Origin of the sequence: Microbispora sp. GKU 823 (genome assembly GCF_002027145.1) — a bacterium.
Taxonomy (GTDB): Bacteria; Actinomycetota; Actinomycetes; order Streptosporangiales; family Streptosporangiaceae; genus Microbispora; species Microbispora siamensis.
This window is the reverse complement of sequence record NZ_MWJN01000027.1, coordinates 84,312-91,129: the sequence shown is the minus strand read 5'-3', so window position 1 is coordinate 91,129 and position 6,818 is coordinate 84,312. Positions and strand designations below refer to the sequence as shown.

Genomic DNA, 6,818 nt, shown 5'->3' with positions numbered 1-6,818 from the left:
CGGGCCGGTCCTGGGCGGGTGAGGGGCTCGCGCGCCAGGCCGTTCCGGCCCGCCGGGCGCACCCGGCCGGTCCGGGGACGCGGTGTCACCGGGCCTGCCGGTCCTGCCGGGCCGCCAGGGGTGCGGCGACCGTCCCGGACCGGGAGCCCAGGGGCCGCCTCTCCGCGCCCCTTCGCCGTTCGGCCTGTCCCACGGACCCGGATAACCCGGGCGGCCCATCGGGCCCTGCCCCATCGGACCCTGGCCCATCGGACCCTGGCCCATCGGGCCCCGCCCCGTCGGACCCTGACCCCACGGGCCCTGACCCACCGGATCCCGGCCCGCGGGGGCTCGCGGCGGGGGACGGCCACACGGGGGCGGACGGGCTCGGGCCGGTCCATCCCGGACCGGTCTCGCCGCCGCGCGGGTCCGTGCCCCCGATCCCAGCCGGAGTCGGGCCGGGCCGGCAGGCCGGTGGCGACGGCCGTACCCGCAGGGGTCGGCTCGACCGGGTAGTCCGGCGTGTACGCGGGAGTGGGGTTCATCGGATAGGCGGACGCGACGGGGTCGGCGATCCGGGTGCCGCCACCGAAGTGCTTGGCCTGCAGGCCGCAGGAGACGAAGTCGGAGTAGAACATGCGCAGCCAGTCGTGCCGCTGCTCGTCGCTCAGTTCGGAGAACCAGAAGGCCGCCTGGTGGTGCTCGCGCAACGGTCCGCTGGGCAGCGAGACATCCCGCAGCCAGGCGACGACGATGGCCCGGTAACCCGCGGCCACGGTTCCCGGGCAGGGGCGGGCCAGGCGGTCGAGGAACTCGGCGGCCGCCCGCTGGGCGTACCCCGGCCCGAGGTCGTCGATGTGCACGACGACCATTCCCGGCCCCACGGAGTCCTCCTCGCCGTACGCCCGTTGCTCGACCCTGTTGAAGGCGGCCGGCGTGCCGGCCAGCTTCATGGCGAGCCTGGTGAACACGATGGCGAGCTCGGCCAGGCCCCCGCGCAACGCCGGATGCACGCAGACGCTGATCGGCCACTCCTGGCAGACGAGGCGTTCGCTCACCGGCATCGTCCGCGGCACGGTGACGAGCCGGGCCGCGCCGGTCCCGGCGGCCAGCACGGCGATCACCGCGGCGGCCAGCGCCAGCGTGCGCCGGGTCACCAGGGCCACCCATCCGAGGAGCAGCGCGGTGCTGAGGCCCAGCAGCCACAGCGTCTGGTCCGCGTAGGCGGTCTCGCTGACGCCGGAGAGCAGGTCGTACGGCTCGCCGGTGGCGGGCGCGAGCCGGTCGGCCCAGTTGGGCCCGGTGGCCAGCCAGGTGAACAGCCCGAACGTGCCGGCTCCCGCGATCAGCGGGACGACGACGACCGGCACGAGCCAGCCCAGGATCCAGCCGATCACGACGTACAGCCCCAGCCCGGCGACGGACATCGCGAGACCGCCGGGCAGCAGCGGCCCGCCCTGCCCGGTCAGCGCGGCGCGCAGCCCGAGCAGCAGCACGGTGGCCCCGAAGGAGCCGGTGACGACTGCGATGATCGACAACGGCGCCTTGACGGCCCGCCACGGCGTCAGGACACGGCCCTTCTCGGCGCGGCGCCTCCGGAACGCGACCCAGGCCGCGAACGCGGCTCCGAGCGGCCCCGTCAGGCGCAGCGAGCCGATGACGGCCGCCACTATGTCGTCCCAGTCCATGAAACCGGGAATGAGGACGCTCCACGCGGCGACGAGCGCGAGCACGAACAGCACGGTCGCCGCGACCAGCGCGCCGTGTCTCAGCTCACCGCGTGAACCGCCCCTATGCTCACCCACAGCAGGGCGCGGCCCCCGGCCACGCCGCCGAAGTCCGGCGCGCATGCGGCGCCGGGACAGCGATGCTGTCCATTGAGAATCTCCCCCCGTGTCTGTGTGAGCGGTGCGCGAACCCACGCCGTTCCCCGTGGCGCTGGTTCGCCGGCCGGCCTCGCCTCGCCCGCCGTCGGACGCGTCCCCCGCGGACCCCCGTCCGCGAGACGTCCTCTAGCAGACGGGGTTCCCCGTGCCGCCGGGTTTGCCGCCGCCTCACCTTTCGACGTGGCAACCATAACGGAGCGTGACCCGTACGGGGGGAGTTCTGGGGTCAAGGAATGAATCCGGTTACGCTCGGTGCGCCGATCGATCTTGGCGGACGTCGCGCTACCGTATATCGCTGTGTCCGTTCCGCCCAGCTCAGAGCCGCCGCCCACGGGTGGCCCCCGGCCGCTCAAGCTCCCGTTCGATCCGATCGAGCGGGCGGCCGAGACCTGGCGTTCGACGTTCGGGCCGTCGTCCGCCATGGCCGCCGTGACTTCGATCATGAGAGCCCACCAGATCCTGCTGGCGCAACTGGACACGCTGCTCAAGCCGTACGACCTGACCTTCGCCAGGTATGAGGCGCTCGTGCTGCTCACGTTCAGCCGGGCCGGGTCGCTGCCGCTGTCGAAGATCGGCGAGCGGCTGATGGTGCACCCGACGAGCGTGACCAACACCGTGGACCGCCTCGAACGGGCCGGCCTGGTCCGCCGCATGCGCAACCCGCGCGACGGCCGCGGCGTGCTCGCCGAGATCACCGACGAGGGCCGGGACATCGTGCGGCGGGCCACGGCCGATCTGATGAACGCGGGTTTCTGCATGGGCATGTACGACGAGGCCGAGCTGGACGAGATGTTCGGCCTGCTCAGGACCCTGCGCGTCGCCGCGGGCGACTTCAGTTCCTGACGCGGCCCGAGAATCAGACGCGGGCCAGCATCGCGAACGAGCCCCGGGCGAGGGCCAGCAGTTCGGGCGCGGCCGTGGTCTCGTCCAGTGCGGTGCGGGGGTCGCTGGTGAGCACGGTCACCACGTACGTCCTGCCCCCGGCGTCACGGGCGAGGAAGCCCATGGTGAGCACGCCGGGCTCGGAGCCGCCCTTGTACCAGACGGTGGGCCAGGCCTTGGCATCGAGCCCCAGCCCGGCGTCGTTGGCCGACATGACCTCGCTGAGGGGTGGCGTGTTCAGCGCCGACAGGCCCGAGAAGGCGCGGCAGACGTCCCCGGGCGAGGCGAACCACTCCAGCCTGTCGAGGTCCCTGGGCTTGCTCCACGGCTTCACCTCGGTCAGGGGCGTACGCGCGACGGTGGTGGCCAGATAGCGGTACCGCCCGGAGCGGTCGAGCGACAGGTACTTCTTCGCGAGGCGGGGGTAGTCCGCGCCCTTGAGAAGGAAGAGCTCCCTGGTCGTGAGGAACGGCCGGTTCAGCGCCGCGTGACCGGACCACCGCCCCACCTGCGCCTCCACGCGGGCGCGGCCGACCTTGTCGATCAGCAGGTCGGCGCCCGTGTTGTCGCTGATCGAGATCATCAGCTTGGCCGCCTCCCGTACGGAGACCGTGCTGTTGTCCGGACGGTCCTGGAGCGTGCCGCTGGGCAGGCTCTTCAGCTCGGGCCGTATGGTCAGGGACGTGTCCCAGGAGAGCCGGCCCTTCTTGACCTGCTCGGCCGTCGCGCCCAGCACGTACAGCTTGAACATCGAACCGAGCGGCCGTGGGGTGGTGGGCGCGAGGGCGTGCACGGTACGGCATCTGCCGTCTCCGCGCACCTCGGCCGCCAGGAACCCCACCCGGGGGGCGAGCGCACGCAGGCGCTTGTCCAGCTCGGCCCAGCTCCGCGGCGCCTCGCGCTGCTCCAGGCCGAACAGGAGGGTGTCGATCCTCCCGTGGCCGTCGACGGACAGGGAGAGCTGGAGACGTCCCTGGGCGGTCGTGACCACCCCGGAGAGGGCGGTGGGCGTGACCTGGGTCAGCGACTCGAGCCGCAGGCCGCCCAGGCTTTTCAGGACCTCGTTGACCTGAGCCGGGGGGACCTGCGTGAGGAAGCCGGTGCTGAAGTGTGCCCTGATCTGGTCCTCGGGGATCGGGAGGGCGGCGGCCGCCGCCAGGAGCCAGCGAAGCTGCTCGCCCACCGGTGAGTTCGGAATGTCCGGTGTGGCTGCGGGGGTGGGCGCCGCGAGCGTCGCACCGGCGCTGACGGCGGCGGGAGCCGCGGCGGCGGGGGCGGCGGTGGTCGCCGCGGCGAGCGCGAGCGCCGCGCTCATGAGGGGAATCGTCCTGCTGCGCATGGATCTCGGCGCGATCGGCACGAGAGAGCTCCTTCGAGGTAGGGAATCCGGCGCCCGGGTGCGGGGCCGTCGGCGGTTCGCCGCGGCGGTGGGCGTCCACGTGATCTCACGCTAAAGATCACTGCGCGGTCCCGGTATCCGGCGGGCCCCCGGCTTGCGGGCTGCGGGGAGCCGCACCGAATGTGAGGACAACCTCATAGACGGTGGACGCGCGCGCCCGTCAGGATGCCTGCCATGAAGTCCACGGCAGCGGTCCGGCCGCTCGCGGCGGGCATGGCCGCCGTCGCCGCCGCCGGGATCGTGGCCGGCGCGTTGCTCGAGACGGGGCTGCCGGCCCCCGCGTCGCAGTGGGCGTTCATGGCGATCGCCCTGCTCCTGCCCGCCCTCGGCTGGTTGATCGCGGCCCGGCGGCCGGACAACGCCTACGGCTGGCTGCTGCTGGCGGCCGCGGACTGTCTCGGGCTGGGCGGGCTCGGTATCGGCCTGCTGCTCCGGCTCGGTCCTGATCCGTACTGGCCGATCGTCGTCGGCGCCGTGCTGAGCTCGGCGTTCCCGGTCTTCTACGGCCTGTCGTGGGTGTTGGTGCCGCTCCTGTTCCCCGACGGGAGGCTGCCGTCACGGCGCTGGCGCGTCGTCGCGGTCGCGGCGGCCGTGGCGATCGCCGCGCACTGGCTGGGCGTGCTGTTCATGCCAGGCGGTTATCCGGACGAGGTCGTGCACGCCAACCCTCTCGGGCTGCGGGGACCGCTCGGCCTCGTCGCCGTGCTGCTGGCGACGGCCGGGCAGCTGGCCGCCTTCCTGCTGGCGCTGGTGGTGCTGGGCGGCCTTCTCCTCCGTCTGCGGCACAGCCGTCCGCCCGAGCGGGGCCGGCTGGGCTGGATGGTGGCGGGCCTGCTGGCCAACCTCGGCGCCTTCGTCGTGATCATGTTTTCGGGAGCGTCGGAACCGCACGACGCCGCCGACGTCGTCGGGGTGCTGGGCCTGGTGGGGCGCTGCCGGCCGCCATCGGCGCCGCCGTGCTGCGGCACGACCTGCTCGACATCCGGGTCGGCGTCAGGGGCTCGCGTCTGTACCTCGTGTTCGACGTCCGCCCGACGGTCGACGAACTGCTGTCCCGCCTCGGACCGGATCTGGAGGAGGCCGAGCCGGTCGAGCAGCTCGGCCGGCTGGCGGAGGCGGTGCGGGCGGGACTGGACGTCCGCTGGGCCGCCGTCGAGCTCGCGGACGGCACCCGCGTCGTGGCGGGGGAGGAGCGGGGCGACGCCGTGCTCACCGTCCCGGCCGGGCTGGGGCGCATCAGTTGCGGGCCCAGAGCGGCCGGGCGGCTGACCCGCGACGACCGGCGGCTGCTCGCGGCCCTGGCCGTGCCGGTCGGGCTCGCGATCCGCAGCGCGGCGCTCGCCGCCCGGCTGGTGAACGCCCAGGAGGCCGAGCGGCGGCGGATCGAGCGCAACATCCACGACGGCGTGCAGCAGCAGCTCGTGGCGCTGATCGCGGGGCTGGAGCTGGCCCGCGCGACCGGCGGCGGGGCCGAGTCCCTGGCCCTGCTGCGGGAACAGGCCCGCCAGGCGCTGGCGGACCTGCGGGACCTCGCGGCCGGCATCCATCCCTCCGTGCTGAGCCAGGGCGGGCTGGTGGAGGCCGTCGAGGGGCGATGCTCGGGCCTGCCGGTCGCGACCACCGTGACGGCCGATCCGGCCCTGCGCACCCGCAGGTTCCCGGACGAGATCGAGGGAGCGATGTATTTCGTGGTCAGCGAGGCGATCGCCAACGCGCTCAAGCACGCGGGGGCGTCGCGGATCGAGGTGCGGCTCTGGCACGACGCCGGCAGGCTTCAGGCGTCCGTGACCGACGATGGGGCGGGATTCGACCCCCGGGAGGTGCCACGCCGCGGACTGGCCACGCTGGCCGACCGCATGGCGGCGCTCGGCGGAGGGCTCGAGACGACGGCCGGCCCCGGAGAGGGAACGCGGGTGCGCGCCTGGGTGACCGCCAATGACTGAAGGTCCCGTTACCGGGCCCGCTGCCGGGCCCGCCGACAGGGAACCGCGCAGGCTGCGCGCCCTGGTCGCCGACGACCACTACCTCGTACGGGAGGGCACCCGGCAGTTGCTGGAGAGCTCGGGGGAGGTCGCGGTGGTCGGAGCGCTGGGGGGCGCGGCGGAACTGGTCGACGCGGCCAGGCGGCTCGGTCCCGACGTGGTCGTCACCGACATCCGCATGCCGGCCGAGGGGTGGCGGCAGGGGTTCGAGGGGATCGACGCCGCCCACCGGATCCGCGCGGCCGATGCCCGCGTCGGCGTCGTCGTGCTGTCGCAGTTCGCCGACTCGATCTACGCCTTCGAGCTGTTCAGGGGCGGCACCGAGGGTCTCGCGTACCTGCTGAAGGACCGGGTGGGGGACCTCGACGAACTGCTCGGCGCGATCCGCTCGGTCGCCGCGGGCGGCTCGGTCATCGATCCCAAGGTGGTGGAGGGGCTGCTGGCGCGCCGCGCCGTACGGGGAGAGCGGGAGGCGTTCACGCCCCGGGAGCGTGACGTGCTGCGTGAGATGGCGCGCGGCAGGTCCAACGGCGGCATCGCGCGGGCGCTGTCCCTGTCGATCTCCGCAGTGGAGAAGAACGTGAACTCGATCTTCCTGAAGCTCGGGCTGGAGGCCAGCCCGGACATCCACCGCCGGGTCGCCGCGGTCCTCGCCTATCTCGGCGGTTCCTGATCCGCGCCGCCCGGGCG

At 73.7% G+C, this 6,818-nt stretch carries 6 protein-coding genes; 4 read left to right on the top strand and 2 right to left on the bottom strand.

Translation table 11 applies throughout. The annotated features are described in order from the left end of the window. A partial coding sequence (locus B1L11_RS54050) for a hypothetical protein (protein ID WP_143737321.1) occupies nucleotides 1–1,784 on the bottom strand: 1,784 nt, incomplete at its 3' end. A gap of 378 nt (nucleotides 1,785–2,162) precedes the next feature. Between B1L11_RS54050 and B1L11_RS16800 the strand changes: the two genes are divergently transcribed. After that, entirely contained in the window at nucleotides 2,163–2,708 is a 546-nt protein-coding gene (locus tag B1L11_RS16800) for a MarR family winged helix-turn-helix transcriptional regulator (RefSeq protein ID WP_079315342.1), read from the top strand. 13 nt (nucleotides 2,709–2,721) lie between these two features. Here the strand turns inward: B1L11_RS16800 and B1L11_RS16795 are convergent, their stop codons facing one another. Then, nucleotides 2,722–4,107: a serine hydrolase gene (locus tag B1L11_RS16795; RefSeq protein WP_143737320.1), complete on the bottom strand. Its 1,386-nt coding sequence runs from the start codon at nucleotides 4,105–4,107 to the stop codon at nucleotides 2,722–2,724. A gap of 213 nt (nucleotides 4,108–4,320) precedes the next feature. Between B1L11_RS16795 and B1L11_RS46885 the strand changes: the two genes are divergently transcribed. The 3 genes from B1L11_RS46885 to B1L11_RS16785 are packed head-to-tail and all read left to right on the top strand — an operon-like array spanning nucleotide 4,321 to nucleotide 6,801. Then, complete coding sequence (locus B1L11_RS46885; RefSeq protein ID WP_179155188.1) at nucleotides 4,321–5,415, top strand: hypothetical protein; 1,095 nt, start codon at nucleotides 4,321–4,323, stop codon at nucleotides 5,413–5,415. Then, complete coding sequence (locus B1L11_RS45285; protein ID WP_179155187.1) at nucleotides 5,352–6,089, top strand: sensor histidine kinase; 738 nt, start codon at nucleotides 5,352–5,354, stop codon at nucleotides 6,087–6,089. The genes B1L11_RS46885 and B1L11_RS45285 overlap by 64 nt, the downstream gene beginning before the upstream one ends. Further along, nucleotides 6,082–6,801 (top strand): response regulator transcription factor, encoded by a 720-nt coding sequence (locus tag B1L11_RS16785; protein ID WP_079315339.1) that lies wholly within the window; start codon nucleotides 6,082–6,084, stop codon nucleotides 6,799–6,801. The genes B1L11_RS45285 and B1L11_RS16785 overlap by 8 nt, the downstream gene beginning before the upstream one ends. Nucleotides 6,802–6,818 lie beyond the last annotated feature (17 nt).